Source organism: Streptomyces sp. NBC_01591 (genome assembly GCF_035918155.1).
In the GTDB taxonomy this organism is placed as follows: Bacteria; Actinomycetota; Actinomycetes; order Streptomycetales; family Streptomycetaceae; genus Streptomyces.
Genome location: NZ_CP109327.1, coordinates 7,653,450 through 7,670,913 on the forward strand (window position 1 = coordinate 7,653,450; position 17,464 = coordinate 7,670,913).

Annotated in this window: 16 protein-coding genes and 2 pseudogenes; 10 read left to right on the top strand and 8 right to left on the bottom strand. The window is 68.6% G+C overall.

Annotated features, from left to right (window positions below; genetic code table 11):
* Window positions 1–57 precede the first annotated feature (57 nt).
* Both OG978_RS35445 and OG978_RS35450 read right to left on the bottom strand, forming a co-directional pair.
* The gene (locus OG978_RS35445; protein WP_326769144.1) at window positions 58–501 is read right to left on the bottom strand and encodes a hypothetical protein; all 444 of its coding nucleotides are present in this window, start codon (window positions 499–501) and stop codon (window positions 58–60) included.
* Complete coding sequence (locus OG978_RS35450) at window positions 495–953, bottom strand: ATP-binding protein (RefSeq protein WP_326769145.1); 459 nt, start codon at window positions 951–953, stop codon at window positions 495–497. Before OG978_RS35450 ends, OG978_RS35445 begins: the two co-directional genes overlap by 7 nt.
* Window positions 954–1,160: 207 nt before the next feature.
* Between OG978_RS35450 and OG978_RS35455 the strand changes: the two genes are divergently transcribed.
* The 4 genes from OG978_RS35455 (at window position 1,161) to OG978_RS35470 (ending at window position 3,733) form a co-directional block, all read left to right on the top strand.
* Complete coding sequence (locus tag OG978_RS35455; protein ID WP_326769146.1) at window positions 1,161–2,021, top strand: helix-turn-helix domain-containing protein; 861 nt, start codon at window positions 1,161–1,163, stop codon at window positions 2,019–2,021.
* Window positions 2,021–2,257 carry a DUF397 domain-containing protein gene (locus OG978_RS35460; protein ID WP_124720717.1) on the top strand — a complete coding sequence of 79 codons (237 nt, stop codon included), beginning with the start codon at window positions 2,021–2,023 and terminating at the stop codon, window positions 2,255–2,257. The genes OG978_RS35455 and OG978_RS35460 overlap by 1 nt, the downstream gene beginning before the upstream one ends.
* Window positions 2,258–2,368: 111 nt before the next feature.
* Window positions 2,369–3,178: an SAM-dependent methyltransferase gene (locus OG978_RS35465; protein ID WP_326769147.1), complete on the top strand. Its 810-nt coding sequence runs from the start codon at window positions 2,369–2,371 to the stop codon at window positions 3,176–3,178.
* 105 nt (window positions 3,179–3,283) lie between these two features.
* The gene (locus OG978_RS35470; protein ID WP_326769148.1) at window positions 3,284–3,733 is read left to right on the top strand and encodes a YchJ family protein; all 450 of its coding nucleotides are present in this window, start codon (window positions 3,284–3,286) and stop codon (window positions 3,731–3,733) included.
* Window positions 3,734–3,759: 26 nt separating this feature from the next.
* Here the strand turns inward: OG978_RS35470 and OG978_RS35475 are convergent, their stop codons facing one another.
* Together OG978_RS35475 and OG978_RS35480 are read right to left on the bottom strand one after the other, a co-directional pair.
* Window positions 3,760–5,835: an MDR family MFS transporter gene (locus tag OG978_RS35475; protein WP_326769149.1), complete on the bottom strand. Its 2,076-nt coding sequence runs from the start codon at window positions 5,833–5,835 to the stop codon at window positions 3,760–3,762.
* Window positions 5,836–5,894: 59 nt separating this feature from the next.
* Window positions 5,895–6,722: a hypothetical protein gene (locus OG978_RS35480; RefSeq protein WP_326769150.1), complete on the bottom strand. Its 828-nt coding sequence runs from the start codon at window positions 6,720–6,722 to the stop codon at window positions 5,895–5,897.
* A gap of 80 nt (window positions 6,723–6,802) precedes the next feature.
* Between OG978_RS35480 and OG978_RS35485 the strand changes: the two genes are divergently transcribed.
* Window positions 6,803–8,056: a cytochrome P450 gene (locus OG978_RS35485; protein WP_326769151.1), complete on the top strand. Its 1,254-nt coding sequence runs from the start codon at window positions 6,803–6,805 to the stop codon at window positions 8,054–8,056.
* 97 nt (window positions 8,057–8,153) lie between these two features.
* On the opposite strand, the pseudogene OG978_RS35490 reads toward OG978_RS35485, so the two are convergent.
* From OG978_RS35490 to OG978_RS35505, 4 genes and pseudogenes are all read right to left on the bottom strand, one after another.
* Window positions 8,154–8,441, bottom strand: a pseudogene (locus tag OG978_RS35490) (acyl-CoA dehydrogenase family protein); the annotation flags it as partial.
* Window positions 8,442–8,557: 116 nt separating this feature from the next.
* A pseudogene (locus OG978_RS35495) lies at window positions 8,558–9,031 on the bottom strand (SCP2 sterol-binding domain-containing protein).
* A gap of 87 nt (window positions 9,032–9,118) precedes the next feature.
* Complete coding sequence (locus OG978_RS35500; protein WP_326769152.1) at window positions 9,119–9,382, bottom strand: hypothetical protein; 264 nt, start codon at window positions 9,380–9,382, stop codon at window positions 9,119–9,121.
* Window positions 9,383–9,594: 212 nt separating this feature from the next.
* Window positions 9,595–10,809 carry a helix-turn-helix domain-containing protein gene (locus OG978_RS35505; RefSeq protein WP_326769153.1) on the bottom strand — a complete coding sequence of 405 codons (1,215 nt, stop codon included), beginning with the start codon at window positions 10,807–10,809 and terminating at the stop codon, window positions 9,595–9,597.
* Between the two features lie 965 nt (window positions 10,810–11,774).
* On the opposite strand from OG978_RS35505, the gene OG978_RS35510 reads away from it, so the two are divergent.
* The 5 genes from OG978_RS35510 (at window position 11,775) to OG978_RS35530 (ending at window position 17,462) form a co-directional block, all read left to right on the top strand.
* On the top strand, window positions 11,775–12,425 hold the full coding sequence (locus tag OG978_RS35510; protein WP_326769154.1) for a hypothetical protein: 651 nt from the start codon (window positions 11,775–11,777) through the stop codon (window positions 12,423–12,425).
* Window positions 12,426–12,562: 137 nt separating this feature from the next.
* Window positions 12,563–14,029, top strand: a complete 1,467-nt coding sequence (locus tag OG978_RS35515) for a DUF6801 domain-containing protein (RefSeq protein ID WP_326769155.1) — start codon at window positions 12,563–12,565, stop codon at window positions 14,027–14,029.
* A gap of 52 nt (window positions 14,030–14,081) precedes the next feature.
* Window positions 14,082–15,041: a hypothetical protein gene (locus OG978_RS35520; protein WP_326769156.1), complete on the top strand. Its 960-nt coding sequence runs from the start codon at window positions 14,082–14,084 to the stop codon at window positions 15,039–15,041.
* Window positions 15,042–15,609: 568 nt separating this feature from the next.
* On the top strand, window positions 15,610–16,605 hold the full coding sequence (locus OG978_RS35525; protein ID WP_326769157.1) for an ABC transporter ATP-binding protein: 996 nt from the start codon (window positions 15,610–15,612) through the stop codon (window positions 16,603–16,605).
* Window positions 16,602–17,462: an MlaE family ABC transporter permease gene (locus OG978_RS35530; RefSeq protein WP_326769158.1), complete on the top strand. Its 861-nt coding sequence runs from the start codon at window positions 16,602–16,604 to the stop codon at window positions 17,460–17,462. The genes OG978_RS35525 and OG978_RS35530 overlap by 4 nt, the downstream gene beginning before the upstream one ends.
* Window positions 17,463–17,464: the final 2 nt, after the last annotated feature.

Below are 17,464 nucleotides of genomic sequence, written 5' to 3' on the forward strand. Positions count from 1 at the left end.
AGAACGGGCCACTGACAACGCAGCGTGACCGGGGTGTCCTGCGGGTAAATCAGCAGGTCAGGGAGTGGAGATGGCGCGCTCGCCGCCCGACGGTGCCCACGACGGCGCCACACCGGTGACCTGGCACACCATCAGGAAGAGCGGGATGGGCGGGGTGTAGGGCGTGCGGTTGTCGGGCTGATGGATCAGCCGGGGCCGGACCGCGGGGACGTACGCCCCCTTCGCGTAGGCGGCCTGCGGGGGCCAGTCCAGATCGAGATCGGAGCCCGCGGGCACGATCCACCACCAGCGGTCGGCGTCCGCGAAGACGCAGCCGGTGCGCGGCAGGTGGGACATCAGCCGGAAGCCGTACCGGGCCGGTACCCCCACCGCGTCGCAGCCCAGGCTCGCCGACAGTGCGGGCGGCAGCGGCAACTGCACGGTGCCCGTCGGGCCCGCGGGGGGCCGGAGTTCACGGGGGCGGCGCGTTCCGAGCAGATGGGACATCGCGTTCTTCAGCATGACCGCTCCGAGCCGTGCGGCAGTTCCGCCCAGACGATGCGGCCCGAGCCGTTGCCCGCGTCGCGGGAACCCCAGGAACTGCACATCGCGTCGACGAGCAGCAGGCCGCGTCCGTGCTCGTCATCGGCGGTACGGCACAGCCGCGGCCCGCCGGGCTGGTGTCCTTGGTCCTGCACGGCTATCCGCAGCCGTCTGTCGAGGCAGCGCAACTCGCACACGACGCGAGCGCTCATGGTGTGCACGACCGCGTTGGTCACCAGTTCCGAAACGATCAGGATCGCCGAGTCATGGGCGTCCGCGTCGAACTGCCACAGGTCGAGCCGGGCCCGGGTCAGCCGCCGTGCACCGGCCACCGATTCGGGGTGTGCGGGCAGGGCGAAGCAGTATCGGAGCGCCTCCGTCCCGGGACTGAGATCCATGAGCCGGGGGATGAGCGCACTGCCAGGTGCCACAACCGATTCCTCACAGTGGGGGCTGCGTCACGCTCCGCGCACTCACGTGAATGAGGGCGGGCGAGACTTCGTGAACTGGTTCACTCACCAACTCTCCCCCTGTCGTGAACACTTGGCAAGGGGCACTCTGAAATTTTCAGAGTGGCTGTGTTCTGGTCGGCCCGCGCATGGCACACTGCTCAAAAACAGCGCATGGGGAGGTCTGAAGTGAGCGAACCGCGGTCCGCCCCGACCGTGGGTCAGGTCGTTCTCGGCAAGCGCCTGCAGGATCTGCGGGAGCGCGTCGGCCTGAGCCGTGACCAGGCTGCCAAGGTGCTGCGGGTCGCACCTGCGACGATACGCAGGATGGAGACCGCCGAGGTCGCTCTCAAGATCCCTTATGTGCAGATGCTGCTGAAGGCCTACGGAGTCGCCGACGACGAGACCGAAGCCTTCGTGGAGCTCGCCGAGGAGGCCAACAAACCCGGCTGGTGGCAGCGGTTCCACGACGTGCTGCCCGACTGGTTCAGCATGTACGTCAGTTTGGAGGGCGCCGCGAGCCTCCTGCGCATGTACGAGCCGCATTTCGTCCCCGGTCTGCTGCAGACCGAGGACTACGCGCGCTCGGTGATGCGCACCGGGGCCGTCGGCCAGACCAGACCCGAGGACATCGAGCGCCATGTGGCGCTGCGGATGCAGCGCCAGTCCCTGCTGACCCGGCCGGACGCCCCGAAGCTGTGGGTGGTGATGGACGAGACGGTGCTGCGCCGTCCCGTCGGCAGCGTCGACGCCATGCGGGAGCAGATCGACCGGCTGCTCGAAGCGACCGAGATGCCGCATGTGACGCTGCAGATCGCGGAATTCTCGACGGGGCACCATCCGGGCACCTACGGCCCGTTCGTCCTCTTCCGCTTCGGTGTCCCCGAACTCCCCGACATGGTCTACAGCGAGTACCTGACCGGAGCCGTCTACTTCGACGCGCGCCCCGAGGTGGCCTCCTACCTCGAAGTCATGGACCGCATGGCGGCTCAGGCCGCAACTGCACAACGCACGAAGGAAATCCTCCGGGACTTCCGCAAGGAGCTGTGATGGACCCCATATACAACGGCATGCCGGCCGCCGAACTCGGCTCCGAGGGCTGGCACAAGCCGTGGAGCGGTGGGAACGGAGGCAATTGCGTCGAAGCGATGAAGCTGTCCGACGGCAGAATCGCCGTACGCCAGTCCGCCGACCCCGACGGCCCCGCCCTGATCTACTCGCCCCGTGAGATCGCCGCGTTCATCCAGGGGGCCAAGTCCGGTCAGGCGGACTTCCTGCTCACCTGATTCCGCGGCCCACCCGCCCGGACCGGCTCTCCTGCCCGAATCCGCAGCGCCGGAGCCGCCCCGGCCCCACACTCTTGTTGTTCGCCGACCTATGGACCCATGGAGCGCGCTATGACCGGGCACGAACCCCAATCCATCGAGATCGACACCACCAAGCCTCATCCCGCCCGGATGTACGACTGGTTCCTCGGTGGCAAGGACAACTACCCGGTCGACGAAGAGATGGCCCGGCAGTTGCTCGCCCTCGACGCCCGGGGGCGTGACATGGCCCGGGTGAACCGTGCCTTCATGCACCGGGCCACCCGATGGCTGGCCGAGAAGGGCATCCGCCAGTTCCTCGACATCGGCACCGGCATACCGACCGAGCCGAATCTCCACCAGATCGCCCAGCGGACCGCCCCGGACGCGCGCATCGTCTACTGCGACAACGACCCGATCGTCCTCGCCCACGCGGCGGCCCTGCTGCGCTCCACCCCGCAGGGTGCCACCGAATACATCCAGGCCGACGCCCGCAAGCCGGAAGCCATCCTCGAAGCGGCCGGCAGCGTTCTCGACTTCGACAAGCCGATCGCCCTGTCGCTGCTCGCCCTGCTGCACTTCCTGGACGACGAGGACGGCGCGGCCGAGCTCGTCGACCGTCTCGTCGAGCGGCTGCCCTCCGGCAGCTATCTGGTGCTCTCGCACACCACCGGGGACTTCGACCCCGAGGGTGCGGCGAAGGCGTCCGCCATGTACCGGGCCCGGGGGATGACCCTGCGCCTGCGTTCCCACGCCGAGGTCACCACATTCTTCGACGGCCTCGAACTCGTCGACCCCGGGGTCGCGCTCTCCGCGGACTGGCACCCGGAGCTCGGCGAGGTCATCGAGGTCCCCGGCGACGAGCCGATCCCGGGCTACGCGGGCGTCGCCCGCAAGGCCTGACCGCGCCAGGCCATCACTGACGGCTGACCGGACCGCCCCGGCGAGTACCGCCGCCGGTTCACCCCGGACCCCCGGGCCGGCCCCGCCGCGGGTCACAATGGACGCATGTCACGACGCACCACACGACAGGGGCGGCCCACCACCGCCGGAGCACGGACCCACGCGGTCGCCGCGGAATCGCCGTGCCCGTGCGGCCTGCCCGCCACCTACGCGGACTGCTGCGGTCGCCTGCACGCGGGGACCGCCGCCGCGCCGACCTGCGAGTCGCTGATGCGCTCCCGGTACGCCGCCTTCGTCGTCCGGGACGAGGCGTATCTGCTGCGCACCTGGCACCCCGACACCCGGCCGCCCGCCGTCGACTTCGATCCCGGGATGCGATGGGTACGCCTGGAAGTGCTGGAGACGACCGACGGCAGCCCGTTCCACACCACGGGCACGGTCACCTTCCGCGCGCACTACACGGACAACGGGCGGCCGGACTCGCTCCACGAGAAGAGCCGCTTCGTCCGTCACGAGGGCGCCTGGGTGTACTCGACCGCGGTCTCCGTCGACTGACTTGCGGGTGCGGCGGCCCGGCCCACTCAACCCGCCGTTCTCGCCAGGGCCTTCTCCGGTGACAGCTCCTGCGCCAGGTCCTCCGCCAGCAGCCGTTTGGCGATCACGTCCACCGCCGCCCGCAGCTGCCGGTCGTCCGGGCGTGCCCCGTGCTCGTCCAGGCGCTTGTTGAGCCACCGCGCCCACGCGTCGTTGATCGCCGCGGCCTCCCGGCTCCCGGCGGCGGTGTGCGTGAACAGATGACCGTCGCCGGTGAGATAGCCCTCCTCGATCATCCGGTCGAAGACCGGCACCAGCACCTCGGGCGGCAGCCGGTGCCGGGCCGCGATCAGCCGCAGACCCGCGTGGCCCACCATGCGGGTGAACAGCTCGACCTGCATCACCGCCCAGGCGCCCGCCATGTCCAGCCGGGTGTCCGAGTCCGCGACGATCCGCCGGGCCGTGTCCGGGCCCGCTCCGCCCAGGATCTTGGCCACGGCGAATTCCAGGAGCTTGGCCGAGTCGCCGGTGCCGGGCTGCGCGAAGCCCTCGCCCATGTCCGTGGAGCCGACCCGGGCCGTGTCCCGCAGCTTCACCTGTTTCAGGAAGAGTGCCACGATGAACCCCAGGACCGCGACGGGCACCGTCCACAGGAACACGGTGTGCAGCGTGTCCGCGTACGCCTGGGCCAATGGCGCGGACTGCGCGGGGGGAAGGCCGTGCAGCCCCGCCGGGCTCTGCGCGGCCGTCGCCAGCGTCGCGGGGTCGCCGCCGGCCCGTGCCGCCGCGGCGACGCCCTCGGTCAGATTGGGCTTCAGCGCGTTGGCGTAGATCGTCCCGAAGACCGCCGTGCCGAAAGAACTGCCGAGCGTACGGAAGAACGTCACGCCCGATGTCGCCGTACCCAGGTCCGCGTAGTCGACCGTGTTCTGCACGGCGATCGTCAGCACCTGCATGGCCAGACCGATGCCGACCCCGAGCACCAGCATGTACAGCGACTCCAGCCACACCCCGGTGCCGGGACCCATCCGGGAGAGCAGATACAGCCCCACCGCCATGATCAGCGAGCCCACGATGGGGAAGATCCGGTACTGGCCCGTCTTGGAGACCACGTTGCCGCTGAAGATCGAGGCGACGAGCAGCCCGAGGACCATCGGCAGCGTCCGTACGCCCGACAGGGTCGCCGAGTCCCCGTCCACGTACTGCAGATAGGTCGGCAGGAAGATCATCGCGCCGAGCATTGCGAAGCCCACGATGAAGCTCAGGACCGAGCAGACGGTGAACACCGGATTCCGGAAGAGCCGCATGGGCAGCATCGGCTCCTCCGCCCGGAACTCCACGAGGCAGAAGAGCGCCAGTGCGGCGAGACCGCCCGCGAAGAGACCGAGGATGACGGGCGAGCCCCACGCGTACTCGTTGCCGCCCCAGCTCGTCGCCAGGATCAGCGCGCTCGCGCCGATCGTGACCATCGCGATGCCCAGATAGTCGATGACGGGCCGGCCGGCGGCCTTGACCGACGGGATCGTCCGGGCCGCGGCGATGACCACCACGATCGCGATCGGCACATTGACGTAGAACGCCCAGCGCCAGCTCAGATGGTCGGTGAAGAGCCCGCCGAGCAGCGGCCCGATCACCGTCGACACCCCGAAGACCGCGCCGATCGCACCCTGGTACTTGCCGCGCTCGCGCAGGGGGATCACATCGGCGATCAGTGCCATCGAGGTGACCATCAGCCCGCCGGCCCCGATGCCCTGCAGTCCGCGCCAGACGATCAGCAGCGTCATGTTGGTCGCGAGACCGCAGAGGAACGAACCGGTGATGAAGATGATCGCCGACAGCTGGAAGATGATCTTCCGGCCGAACAGGTCGCCGAACTTGCCCACCAGGACCGTCGCCACCGTCTCCGCGAGCAGATACGCGGTCACCACCCAGGACATATGGGCGGCGCCGCCGAGATCCGAAACGATCGTCGGCAGCGCGGTGCCGACGATCGTCTGGTCCAGGGCGGCCAGCAGAATCCCCAGCACGATCGTCGTGAAGACGATGTTCCGGCGGCGCGGATCGAGTACGGGCGGCGCGGCGGCACTCTGCGCGGCGGGGGCGGTCTCGCTGGCAGTGGTCACGCTTGCACCTTCACACCGGCCCGCGCCTCGCGCATGTTGGGGGACGGCCGGACGTGTCGTCAGGCCAGCAGATCCCGCACGGAAGTCTTCATCCGGGTCACGAACGCCTCCCGCACGGGCTCCGCCACCCGGTCCAGCGAGAGATACGGGTTGAGGTCCTCCAACTCGACGAGCAGCAGCTCGCCCCGCACGGTCCGGCAGGCGTCGACCCGCTGGATGCCGTGGTCGAGACTGTTCCACTCCACGAAGCCACAGGCGAACGCCAGATCCGCCGCGTCCGGCGCGTACGGCTCCAGCATCCACCGCCGCTCCGGGTCCGGTGCGTACAGCGCGTACTGGAAGTCGTGGTCGATGAAGTAGAAGGACACCTCGTAGCGGAAGTCGATCCGGGGCTGGACGAGCATTGTGCCGTCCGCACCCTCCGGCAGCGCGGCCTCCCGCACGAACCGCAGTCCGGCCGAGTCCGCCCCCAGCTTCGGCTTCACCACGTACTCCGCCGCCTCGGGCAACGATCCCAGACCGGCCGCCCGGTCCACCGTGGGGATCACCGGATGCCCGGCCCGGCTCAGATCGACCAGATACTGCTTGCCCGCCATGTCCCCGCGGCCGTGCAGCGGGTTGTAGACCCGGGTGCCCAGCTCCCGCGCCCGTGCGCGGAACGCGTCGTATGCCTCCTGGTAATACAGCACCGGACCACTGTTGCGTATGACGACCGTGTCGAAGCCGTCCAGCAGCGCGGCGGCGTCCCGGGGGTGACAGAGCGCGACATCGAAATCCTCCCGCAGCCGCGCCGTCAGGTGGATGTCCTCGTCGCAGTAGCGGCGGCCGCGCGCCTCGTAGGCGAGGTCGGTGACGAACAGGACGGACGGTCGCGGGCCGGCGGGCATGGCGTTCCCCCAGGGGGTGTGTCGGTGGGCGGCTGATCAATAACCTTGACGGCGTTGCCCGTTCACGATCCTGGAGCGTCATGACACCTGCCCCGCACGAGCCGGTCGCACCGCAACCGCCGTCACTGCCCGACATTCTCTCGCCCGCCTTCGCGGCCGATCCCTACGGGGCGTACCGGATCATGCGCGAGAGCGCGCCGCTGATCCGGCACGAGGCCACGAACAGTTACATCATCTCCCGGTACGAGGACGTGGAGCGGGTGTTCAAGGACCGGGCGGGGGAGTTCACCACCGAGAACTACGACTGGCAGATCGAACCCGTCCACGGCAGGACGATCCTCCAGCTCAGCGGCCGCGAGCACGCCGTCCGCAGGGCCCTGGTCGCCCCCGCCTTCCGGGGCACGGACCTCCAGGAGAAGTTCCTGCCGGTCATCGAGCGCAACGCACGCGAGCTGATCGACGCCTTCCGGCACACCGGCGAGGCCGATCTCGTCGACGCCTTCGCGACCCGCTTCCCCGTCCTCGTCATCGCCGACATGCTCGGCCTGGACAGGGCGGACCACGACCGCTTCCACGGCTGGTACACCACCGTCATCGACTTCCTCGGCAATCTGGCGGGCGACCCGGAAGTCGCCGCGGCCGGCGAACGAACCCGTCGGGAGTTCGCCGGGTACATGATCCCGGTCATCCAGCGGCGCCGGAACGAGCCGGGCGACGACCTGCTCTCCGCGCTCTGCGCCGCCGAGGTCGACGGTGTGCGGATGAGCGACGAGGACATCAAGGCGTTCTGCAGCCTGCTGCTCGCGGCGGGCGGCGAGACCACCGACAAGGCCATCGCCTCCGTCTTCGCCAATCTGCTCACCCACCCCGAGCAGCTCGCGGCGGTACGGGAGGACCGCACCCTCATCGACCGGGCCTTCGCCGAGACCCTGCGCCACACCCCGCCGGTCCACATGATCATGCGCCAGACGGCGCGAGAGGTGGAGCTCAGCGGCGGTACGGTCCCGGCCGGAGCCACCGTCACCTGTCTGATCGGTTCCGCCAACCGTGACGAATCGCGCTACGGCGAGCCCGACCGGTTCGACATCTTCCGCTCCGATCTGACCAGCACCACCGCCTTCTCGGCGGCCGCCGACCACCTGGCGTTCGCGCTCGGCAGGCACTTCTGCGTCGGTGCGCTGCTGGCCAGGGCAGAGGTGGAGACGGGGGTGAACCAACTGCTCGACGCGATGCCCGACCTGCGGCTCGCGGACGGCTTCACCCCCACCGAGCAAGGCGTCTTCACCCGGGGCCCGCGGTCGCTGCCGGTGCGGTTCACCCCGGTCGCCGGCTGAGACCGGGGGCGCGGGCACCCGCCTCGGCGACCTCGGTGCCGGGCATGCGAACGGGCGTGCCCGGCACCCGCAAGGGAACGGTCGGCGGATGTGACGGTCAGCGGATGTGGCGGCCGGAGATCGCCCGCGCGATGACCAGCCGCTGGATCTCGCTCGTACCCTCGAAGATCGTGTAGATCTCGGCGTCGCGGTACATCCGCTCGACGGGATGCTCCCTGCTGTACCCGGCGCCGCCCAGGATCTGGACGGCCTTCTCCGCCGCCGCCACGGCGAGTTCGCTCGCGCGCAGCTTGGACATGGAGCCCTGCCCGGCGTCGAAGGTCCGGTCGTTGCGGGCCATCCAGGCGGCCTGTCAGATCAGCAGGCGTACGGCCTCGATCTCGGTGCCGCGCGTCCCACTCGGCCACCGCGGGGCGGACGACCTGGGCGGCGAAGCCGTGCACCCAGTCCCGCAGATCCTGCTGCTCCTCGGTGAGGGCGAGAGAGAAGTAGCTCATGGGATCAGGCCTTCGGGATGTCGAAGTAGCGGGTCAGTCCCGCCGCCAGGCCGACATCGCCGGCGACCTTCAGCTTGCGCATCATGAACATCGTCAGGGGATTGCCGTTGCCGGAGACCAGTTTGAGGAACTCGGCGTCACCCATCACCAGCGTCGTACGCGGTTCGGCCTCGGACCGGCCCTAGCCGACCGTGCAGGTGCCGTTGCCGATCGAGGTCTCGTAGACCGCCTCGCTGTCGCCGGTGATCTTCCAGCGGATCAGGGCCGTCAGCTGCCCCGCCGCCTCCGGGCGGAACTGCTGCTTCATCCGGCCGAAGACCTCGCCGAGCACCCGGGAGCGCAGTTCGCCGTGCATGATCTCGCCGAGCTGCTTGGCGGACAGGCCCGTGACGATCCGTGCGAACTCCTCGGGGGAGACGGCCGCGAAGTCGAGCCCGGCCAGTTCGGCGGTGAGGTTGCCGCTGCTGTTGTCGGCCACACCAGCTCCTTACTCTGAAGCTAACTTACTTTCGAGTAAGGTGGGAGCCGTGTCGCCCCTCCGCAAGACGGGTGCGGGGGAGGGGCGTCACCAGGAGCTGCCGGGGCGCACCGCCAGCCGGGGGTGATGGGCGGCGAGCAACTTGTTGGCGCGGGCCAGTTCGGAGAGCGCCTGCTCGCGGTCGGCCCGGTCCTCGTCGCAGAGTCGCGGACCGCGGAAGCTGCGCACCTCGCGCGCGGCGCAGTCGGCGTCGAATTCCGCCTGGAGGATGTGCGGCGGGATGCAGGACCCGATCAGCGCGGCGACCCGGTCCGGGATCGGCACCGGGACGAGGAGATGTGAGGCGGTCATGGGGGTTCCCTCTCGGAATGGTCGGCCAGGAGGTGGTTCTCGGCTCGGCCGCCGGGTGCGGCGGTCGACTTCTCCATATGTACGGGACGCAGTTCCTGGTTTCTCGTTGAGAACGTCTCCGTGTGGCAACCGTTTGAGAGTGACCGTCTATTTCGCCTTACTTGTAAGTAAGTTGACTCATGGTGAGGACCGTGATCCGGCTGAAAGCCGACTCAGACCGGTGTTTCGTCCCCGCGGGCCCGCAACTGGAGCGCCCGCAGCACGGCCTCGGTGGAGAACCGGCTCTCGGGATCGGTCAGTTGCTCGCCGAAGATGGACTCCAGATTGCGCATCCGGTAGCGGACCGTCTGCGGGTGGACGTCCAGCAGCTCGCCCATGTGGGCCGCGGTGCCACGGGTGTCCAGCCAGATCCGCAGGGTCTCGACCAGCCGCTCCCGGCGGGTGGCGCTGATGCCGGAGATCGGGGCCAGTTCGCGCTGGGCGAGCTGGTCGACCAGCACCGGGTCGGAGAGCAGCCACAGGGTGATGAGGTGGTCCTCGCAGAGGATGACGGGCGCGTCGTCGATGATGTTCGTGTCGACGAGTTCGAGCACGCGCCGGGCCCAGCGGATCGAGTCCGAGGCCAGGGCGGTGGGCACGGTCAGGCCGATCGCGGCGTGGGTGCCGAGGAGCGCCTCGTCCAGCATGCGTCTTCGGGTGTCGTCGAAAGCTCCGGGAATCAATAAGTGTGGCTGCGGTGCGCTGAGATCGGCCAGTAGATCGCGGTCGGCCACGGCCCGGTCCAGGGTGGCGGGGGGGCGGACGGCGACCAGGGTGACCTCGTCGGGCAGCGCCCATCCGGTCTGTTCGCACAGTTCGGCGATGGCGGTACGGGGCGAGGGGCGTCCGGCGAGGATCAGGTGCAGCAGACGCCGGCGCATGGCCTCGGTCTGTTCGCCGGTCTGCGACTGCACCTCCAGGAAGCCCTCCCGGGAGAGGGATTCGAGCTCGTCGATGTAGGTGAAGAGCGCGTCGGCGAAGCTGAGCATGAGGGCCGGCGAGAAGTTGTGAGTCCGGCCGACCTTCTTGGCCCGGCGCAGCGCGACCCGGGCCCCGAGGCGGTAGGCGCCCTGGAGCGTCTCCATCGTGCGGCCTTCGTACGCCTCGAAACGCCCGAAGCGGCGGCACATGTCGTCGCGCAGCGAGGTCGGCGCGGACGGCTCGGCGACCAGGTCCACGAAGGAGGAGAGACTCTGCTCCACGCCGACCCTGATGGCCTGCCCGTTGGGGCCGTCGAGCAGTCTGGCGTATTCCGGGTAGGCCCGGGTGACCTCGACGCCGATCTCCTTGATCAGGCTCGGCAGTTCGGGCCGCATGATGGCGGCGAATTCCTGGGGGAGCGGCCCCAGAGGATCCCCCGTGTCCAACGGCTGAATGAGTTCAGACATGACAGTCCCCCCTGCTCTCCGGCGCCCGGTGGGGGGACAGGCGGTGGGGAAAGCGCTCCCACGAACCGACAGGTGCGTACCAAGTTCGCGATGAAGATAGACCAAGTGAGCGGTTGTGCCCACTACTTGGACAAGATCGAAGTGCAAGGGGCACATATCTCGGCCCCGTTGTGGTGCTTCGGTGCAGGTGGGGCGCCAGTGCTCACTTCAGGACAATGTTTTTCGGACGTCTGCTCTCCCGGCGACAAGAAAGTAACCGTGGGTAACGGATTCCTGCCCGGGTGATTGGTGCGGATTCGTGCCGGTGGTGTGCGTGTTCCCGGACCGCTGTGAACGTGGCGGGACGCGGCCATTTGCCGCCTCTTGATCCGCGGAATCAGAAGGGGAACATGTTATTCAGGGAAGGGGAATCCTTTGGGGTCGGCGGGCAAATGTCAAAACCGGTCGGCCGGAATGGATAATTCGCCGGCGGTTCGCCGGCGGCGGTGTGTTCTGTGGTCCAGGACGGTGTTCCGCGACGCCCCCTGCAGGGGTTCGGCCGTGCGGTGGATGCGGGGCGCCAGGGTGTCATTCGGCCGAGGTCCCGACGATCTTACCGGCGGGTACGTGGCCGGTCGGCGGGCTGGCCCACCGCCGGTGACTGCGCCTGGGATGAGTGTCCGGCGGGGGCCGTGGCGCATGACACGGCCGTAACTACTCACTTTCGTACAGAAAATCGTGGCGATCTGCTGAGTTGTCGCTAAGGCGGAATGCTTTTGCTGAGAGGTGCGGGGATTTTCTGTGCCGGGTATTGCCGCGTTGGGCTACTGGCTCGTAACGTTCGATCCGCACGGAGTTCGATCACGCAGTCGAGTCCATCGACTTCTGCGTTACACGATGTGAGCCGCCCTCGTGCCGGGCCCATTCCCAGGGTGTGGTGCGAGGTAATCGGGTACGTCCAACTCCACTTCCCGGAGGTAAGTTCCGTGAGAAACACCCTCAGACGAGCATTGTTCGCCACGACCGTCGCCGCAGCCGCGTTCGGGTTCGCCGCCACGTCGGCCTCGGCCACCACCCTCGCGCAGTGGACCGTGGTCAACCCCAACGCGAACGGCACCTTCACGGCCTCGCTCAAGGCCGGCACGGTGGCGACCCTGGTCGACACCAACACCAGCCAGCAGGTGGACTGCTCGGTGGGTACTGCCAGCGGCACCGCTCCGAGCGGCACGTACTCCACCGGCGTCGGCATCGCGAAGATCACCGCCGCCGCCTGGGGATCCACGGCCAGCCCGTGCCCGGGACCGCTCGGCTCGAACTTCACGGCCGCACTCGCAACGGGTGCTGTCATCAGCATCGACGCGAGCAGCTACAGCGGTGGCATCACCTCGGGAAGCCTCTCCGGGGTCAAGGTCAACCTGACCGGTGACACCATCCTCGGCACCTGCAAGGCCGTGATCTCCGGGTCCGTGAGCAACGTGACCTACAACAACGCCACTGGCGAACTCGACATCAACACCGGCACCGGCCTGAAGGTCGACAGTGCCGACAACTGCTCGGGGCTGCTCAACGCGGGTGACTCGGCGACGTTCGACGCGACGTACAAGGTCGCTGCGCCGCTCACCATCACCTCGCCGTAACCGGACCGGACCGGAGCCGGTGGCAAGGAAGGGCCGCGGAGCGGAGGTTCACCTCCTCTCCGCGGCCCGCCGTCGGCAGGTCCTTTTGCAATACACGCACGAGTGCCGAGCACCGAGACGACGGCAGGTAGGCCGAGATGAGAACAAGGACCATGGACCCGCGGCGCGCCGCGCGCATCGCCGCAGTCGGTGCGGTGACGATCGTGGCGGGATTCATGCCGGGAACGGGAGCCGCGACCGACACCCGGACCGCCGAGGCGGACGTCGCCTACACCTGTGACCTTCCCTCCGGCGCGCAGCCGGTCGCGGTGCACATCGCGGCGGAGCTGCCGGTGACCACGAGCATCGGGACGGCGATCCGGCTCCGGGACGTGGCCCTCTCCTTCGAGCTCCCGCGTTCCGCGCTCTCCGCGTCGCCGGGGGCCGAACCGGTGGCCGTCTCGGGATCCGCGCGGATGCTGACCGAGGTCTCGCAGCGGGGCGAGTCGACGGATGTGCCCTGGCAAGGGCTGGAGATCCCGGAATTCCCGCTCCCCGCCACGGGCGACCTCTCGCTCCGGGCGACGGGCGAGGTTCCGACGATCACGCCGAGATCCAGCGGCGACGTGCTCTTCGCCCTGGGGCAGCTGGACGTGGGCCTCGCCCCGCGCGCCGCGGAAGGCGCCGGGGACGCGCCGCCCCCGCTGGCCTTCTCGTGCAAGGTCGATCCGGACCAGAGCGCGGAGCTGGCCACGGTCACCGTTCCCCCGGAGAGCGGAACCACGCCGCCTTCCGGGGCCGCCCCCGAGCCGTCCGGGGGCACCACCCCCGACCGGTCCGGCGGTGCGAAGGCGGGACGGGCAGCGGATCTGCCGTCGGGGGGCGTACAGCCACCCGCCGACTGCACGGTCATGACCGGTCCGCTCCCGCAGGTGCCCAAGCCGGCACACGGCTACATGGCGGGATACTCCAACGTCAACAAACTGGCCGGGGCGATCAAGTTCAACGACCCCGGACATCTTCGCCTCAACCTGAACACGTCCGTCTCCTTCCTCAGATGCCCGACGGGCGTGAAGAGCTGGCTGACCACCGACGGCACGCTCGACTACAAGGGCAGGGCCCAGATGCCGCCGGCCGAGGCCACCTTCCTCACCTTCGGCTTCATGCCGACGACGGCGAAGGTGGAACTGATCCTCGAAGGCAGGATCGACATCGGAACGCTGGGCGACTCGGCCCCCGACCCGGAGACCAAGAAGTACAAGGAGACGACGACCGCCATCGCTCCCGTGCGCGCGCGCCTCTACGACGTGGAGGTCAACGGGGAGCCGCTGGACGTCGGCGCCAACTGCCGCAGTGCGAGCCCGATGACGCTGGAACTGGTCGGCAAGGGGGCGTCCGGCGCGGGCGGCCCCGAGGGCTACACGGTGAAGACCGGGGGGCCGCTGACCGGTTACGCGGATGTGCCGCCGTTCACCGGATGCGGTGTCACGGAGGATCTCGACAACCTCTTCACCGCCTCGGTCTCCGGAAAAGGCAACTACACGAAAATGATGCAGTCCCCGTTGTGTGTCGAAGGTGTTCCGGCGAACTGTCCCGAGCCGCCGAAGCCCGAGCCCGAACGCTGAGAGCTGTTCCGCAAGCGCTGACTCCCGGATCCCCAGAAAGGCTGGACGAATCATGCGAGCTGCTCCGAAAAGTTTCAGACCCGCCCTCCTCGGCGCGCTGATGACGGTCGCCGTAGGCATTCCGCTGAGCACCTCGCCGGCGAGCGCCGCCTCCGCCCAGGAGATGAACGGCAACTGGGCGCCCTTCACCCGGTGTCCGGTCGACGACCCGGCCATGGTGGCCGCGGACGGCCAGACGAACATCGCGATCTGCGTGGCCTCGCACTCCGAGAGCGGCTCCATCAAGCTCGGCAACACCCTGGCGACGACCGGTGCCAACGACCTCCAGTTCGGCGTCGTACGGAACACGGCGACGGGTGAGTCCAGGATCGTGCCGCCCGCGGGCGGGGCGATCGTGGGAGCGCCGACGGAGATTCCCGGCGGTCTGCTCGGCCTCATGTGCCCGAGCGGGATTCCGGTGGTCTCCGACATCTGCAAGCAGTTGACGGACAACAGCCTCAACCGGGTCGTTGCCACCGTGCAGTCGGCCGGCACGCCCAGGAATTTCGACGTGGCCGCAGGGATGCAGAGCGGGAAGACGATCGTCGACATCCCGGTCCGCATCCATCTGGAGAACCCCTTCCTGGGTTCGAAGTGCTACATCGGGACCACCTCCGACCCGATCGTGCTGCGCCCGCAGAACCTCACCCAGCCGGCCGTGGCCAGCAAGCGCTTCGACGCCAACGGCACGGCGAACACCGGCGGTCTGCTCAACCGCATCGAGCTGACCGGAAACGCACAGGGCGACGCGGGGTTCGCCGTCCCCGGGGTGAGCGGCTGCGGGCCCCTGACCCTCGGTGAGCTGAACTGGGCGGTCAACCTGAAGACGGCGCTGCCGTCGGCGGCCGGAAAGAACAACCTGGTGCTCAACAACGCCGCCACGTACACCGGGGGCCTGGCATTGCCCGGTGCGTCGGCGCCCAACGCCGGTCGGCTGCTTTCGGAGAGCTGGCACGCAGGAGTGGCGCGGTAGGTACCTCCCCGGTACCTCATTCCGTGGAGTACGGAGATCAGCGATGCCGCCCGCCCCGCCCGGCGCATTCTTCCGGGCGAGGCGGGCGTTTGCATACCGGTGTGCCGAAGGGCTCACTTATCGACAAGTGGGCGATGCGCGATACTCACTCGCTCACAAAAACAAAAAGGCCGTCGAATGGCGTGCAAAAAGTTTACGAACCGGTATTGCGGAGGCTGGTTACCGGGCCGTAGCGTCCCGTTGAGCAGCGGGAAAACGTATCCGCTGCTGCTTGTTCGGTACCTCTGGAGCCCCGGTGGCTCCGGTTCGCCCGCCGCTGGGCCCCGGTTCGCGGGCCGGAAACCTTGCGCAGATTTCGACAAAGCCCGCATCCGGCTTTGTCACTCGGTGACAAATGATCCACACCGAGAGCCCGGTTCGTCGATTTCCGCTTTCAACGGCTTGTCCTGGCGGTTTCGGCGGACATAGCGTGCGCCTCCTGGTGCATGTGTGACGAGCCGCCAACGCATTTCTCAGAGCCGGAGCGCTGACAGATGACTTCGTTCACAACAACTTCGAAGGAGGGCCGATGGGAATCGAAGTAGTCGTCGAGGGCCTCACGAAGTCCTTCGGCAAGCAGAACATCTGGCAGGACGTCACCCTTACCCTGCCCGCCGGCGAGGTGAGCGTGATGCTCGGGCCTTCCGGCACCGGAAAGACCGTCTTCCTGAAATCCATCATCGGTCTGCTGAAGCCGGAGCAGGGGCGCGTCCTCATCAACGGCGTCGACATGGTGAACAGCCCGGAACGCGAGATCATGGAGACCCGCAAACTCTTCGGGCTCATGTTCCAGGACGGCGCGCTCTTCGGATCGATGTCGCTCTTCGACAACATCGCCTTCCCCTTGCGTGAACACACCCGCAAGAAGGAATCGGAGATCCGCCGGATCGTCATGGAGCGGATCGACATCGTCGGTCTGCTCGGCGCCGAGGACAAGCTGCCGGGCGAGATCTCCGGCGGCATGCGCAAGCGGGCCGGCCTGGCCCGCGCCCTCGTACTGGACCCGCAGATCATTCTCTGCGACGAACCGGACTCCGGACTCGACCCGGTCCGCACCGCGTACATCTCCCAACTGCTCATCGATCTCAACGCGCAGATCGACGCGACGATGCTGATCGTCACCCACAACCTCGACATCGCGGCCACCGTCCCGGACAACATGGGCATGCTGTTCCGCCGCAACCTCGTCACCTTCGGGCCCCGCGAGGTACTGCTCACCAGCGATGTGCCCGTCGTCGCCCAGTTCCTCGCGGGGCGCCGCGAAGGGCCCATCGGGATGGCCGAGGAGAAGGACGCCGCCACCCTCGCCGCCGAGGAGGTGAACGGCTACGGAGTCGGCATCAGCTCCGCCAACGGGCCGCGCACCGTCGTGCCCCAGCTGGAGCCGTCGCCCGGCATGCCCGTACGCCAGGCTGCCCTGCGCCGCCGGGAACGGGTCCTGTCGATGATGGGCCGGCTGCCCGAGGCCGCCCGCACGGCCATCATGAAGAGCTACACCCCGGCCGCGGGCGGTGAACGTCCGTGACGGCCCCCATGCCGGTACTGCCCCCCGAGCCGCCGCCCGCCGAGGCGGCCGGTGCGACGGCGCCGAAGCAGTCGGCGGAGAAGCCCCCGAACCGGCTGCTCTCCCCGCTGCGCGAGACCGGGAAGCTGTTCTCGCTCGCCGTGACCGTGAGCCGGGAGGTCTTCCGACGGCCCTTCCAGGTACGGGAGTTCATCGAGCAGTTCTGGTTCGTCGCCAGCGTCACCATCCTGCCCGCGGCGCTCGTCTCGATCCCGTTCGGCGCGGTCATCGCCCTCCAGGTCGGCTCGCTGACCCAGCAGCTCGGCGCCCAGTCGTTCACCGGCGGCGCCAGCGTCCTCGCCGTCATCCAGCAGGCCAGCCCCATCATCGTGGCCCTGCTGATCTCCGGCGCCGCGGGCTCGGCCATCTGCGCCGACCTCGGTTCGCGGAAGATCCGTGAGGAACTCGACGCGATGGAGGTCATGGGCGTCTCGCCCATCCAGCGCCTCGTCGTCCCCCGCGTCCTCGCCACCATGCTGGTCGCCGTACTGCTGAACGGCCTGGTCTCCGTCGTCGGCACGCTCGGCGGCTACTTCTTCAACGTGATCCTGCAGCACGGCACCCCGGGGGCCTACCTGGCCAGTTTCTCCGCCCTCGCCCAGCTCCCCGACCTGTACATCAGCGAGATCAAGGCACTCATCTTCGGCTTCATCGCGGGCATCGTGGCCGCCTACCGCGGACTCAACCCGCGCGGCGGCCCGAAGGGCGTCGGTGACGCGGTCAACCAGTCCGTCGTCATCACCTTCATGCTGCTGTTCTTCGTGAACACGGTCCTCACGGCGATCTACCTCCAGATCGTCCCCGCGAAGGGGAGCTGACC